Source organism: Nitrososphaera sp. (genome assembly GCF_050748925.1).
Classification (GTDB): domain Archaea; phylum Thermoproteota; class Nitrososphaeria; order Nitrososphaerales; family Nitrososphaeraceae; genus Nitrososphaera.
In genome coordinates, this window is record NZ_JBOGQF010000204.1 from 1 (window position 1) to 2,147 (window position 2,147).

Here is a 2,147-nt window from a genome sequence, read left to right on the forward strand (position 1 = left end):
GAGCAGGACGGTGCACTGGGAAAAGGCGGTAAAGCTCGACCAGCGCGTCATGGAATGCACCCTTGTCACCAACGGCGACAACTATTTCCGGGCCATAGTAAACGGCGAAAACGTGTTCGAGTCAGAGGCCCTCGACCTGCAGATGCCAAAGCCGTTCAACGCCTACCTTGAGACGCAGGTCAAGGGGCTGCAGAGGGTGGTCTACGGCCAGTTCACCGACTATTACAGCGCCTTTAGCCACGACATCGAGGTGATAAGGCTAAAGCCGGGGCAGGTGGTGAGTTTGGGCAACGTGACTGCAGCGGCAGGCCCTGACGGGGTCGCGCACCTTGATGTCTCCAGCCTGCGGCAGCCCTACTCGGGCAGGCTCGTCGCGCACGGGGAAGCGGAGGACGCGGTGCTCGAGAAGAAGGACTTTGCAGGGGGCGACATCTACTCTTACGGCCAGATAGACTGGATAGAAAAGTCAAAGTATTACGCCACAAACGACAAGGGCGGCACGATCAAGTCCTGAAACTGTTTTAAGAATTGGATGGGTCGCGGCCGGCGACGGCGCCTTTGTGGACCGCGCAATCGGCCAGCTGGAGGGGCTGCAGTTCCCGGCGTTCAAGTTCATGATACTAGAGCACGTAAAATCCGAGCCTGAGATATCCGCGCTCTTTGAGGGCCTGGACGGCAACATGGAATACAAAGATGCGTACCACGTGAGAAAGGCGATAGAGGGAAACGCCCCCCAGAATAAAATGCGCAACCAGATGACCGACGCAACCGGCTGAACCCAAATCTCAAGACACGACAGGACACGGGCGGCGCGAGCACAAAGGAAAAAGAGGCCGTGAACAGGAACGAGGAAAGAGGCGACTACCCGGAGGTGACGCCGACTGCCATGTCCAACTTTGTCTGCAACAGGTGCGGCAAACCCTTCCAGAACCCGGACGACCTTGCACGGCACCAGAAATTTGAGAGCGGCGCCAGCAGGGATGTAAGAATACCGGGTAACAAAACAGCGTAAAAAAACTATAAAGCCGGCATCCTGAAGCTTTTTGTGGATGCTCAGATTTTGGGGACTCGGGGGAGTAGATGATCTTTATACCACTGGCAGTAGTAGCCATTCTAGCGTTGTCTGTCGTGCCCATGGCTTTTGGGGCTGCGGGGACCTTTGTTGACTCTAAAATTGCCGGCGGGCTAAATTTGCCTACTGCGATGGAATTTGCGCCGGACGGCCGGATCTTTGTCGCCGAGAAATCCGGCGCGCTAAAGGTGGTAAAGAACGGCGCGCTCCTCGCCACCCCCTTTGTGACAGTCTCTGAAGACTCGTTTGGTGAAAGGGGGCTCCTGGGGATAGCGTTTCATCCCAGTTTCAGCTCCAACAGGTACGTCTATGTTTACTATACCACAAGCGCGAGCCCCATCCACAACGTCGTGAGCCGGTTCATGGCAGACGCCGCAAACCCGGACAGGGCGCTTGCAGGCAGCGAGGTCAAAATACTCGAGCTTGAAGCCACCGGCAACGGCTTTCACAACGGAGGCGCCATCCACTTTGGCCCCGACGGCAAGCTGTACGTCGCGGTGGGGGACCACGGCAGCTCCTCCAATTCGCAGTCGCTGTCCACAAGGCAGGGCAAGATGCTCCGGATAAACCCGGACGGCAGCATACCTACTGACAACCCGTTTTACAACACCGCCGGCGCAAAGAAAGAGATATGGGCCCTTGGATTGAGAAACCCGTTCACGTTTGCTTTCTCTAGCTCCGGCGTTATGCACATCAACGACGTGGGCCAGGACTCGTGGGAGGAGGTCAACGTCGGCAAGGCCGGAGCCAACTATGGCTGGCCTGCGTGCGAGGGCACCTGCTCCAACTCGAATTTCGTCAACCCGATATACACTTATGCGCACCCGCCAGACGGCGGCATGTCGATAGCGGGAGGCGCGTTCTACGAGGCAGCCCAGTTCCCCTCCGAATACCGGGGCAGCTACTTTTTCGGCGACTATGTGGCAGGATTTGTAAAGAGGCTGACGCCGTCCAAGCAGGCCGTCGATTTTGTCACAAACGCTTCGTCGCCGGTGGACGTCAAGGTGGGCCCGGACGGCAGCCTGTACTACCTTTTGATAGGCACCGGCGAGGTGCGCAAAGTAACGTACTCTGC

General features: G+C 57.5%; 4 protein-coding genes. All 4 read left to right on the forward strand.

The annotated features are described in order from the left end of the window. On the forward strand, window positions 1–514 hold a 514-nt coding region (locus ACREAY_RS11465; RefSeq protein WP_431755903.1), incomplete at its 5' end, for a hypothetical protein. A 46-nt stretch (window positions 515–560) separates the two neighbouring features. Continuing rightward, window positions 561–776: a hypothetical protein gene (locus tag ACREAY_RS11470; RefSeq protein WP_431755904.1), complete on the forward strand. Its 216-nt coding sequence runs from the start codon at window positions 561–563 to the stop codon at window positions 774–776. Window positions 777–835: 59 nt separating this feature from the next. Beyond that, window positions 836–1,012, forward strand: a complete 177-nt coding sequence (locus ACREAY_RS11475) for a C2H2-type zinc finger protein (RefSeq protein WP_431755905.1) — start codon at window positions 836–838, stop codon at window positions 1,010–1,012. Between the two features lie 179 nt (window positions 1,013–1,191). Then, the coding region (locus tag ACREAY_RS11480; RefSeq protein WP_431755906.1) for a PQQ-dependent sugar dehydrogenase at window positions 1,192–2,147 on the forward strand (956 nt) is incomplete at its 3' end.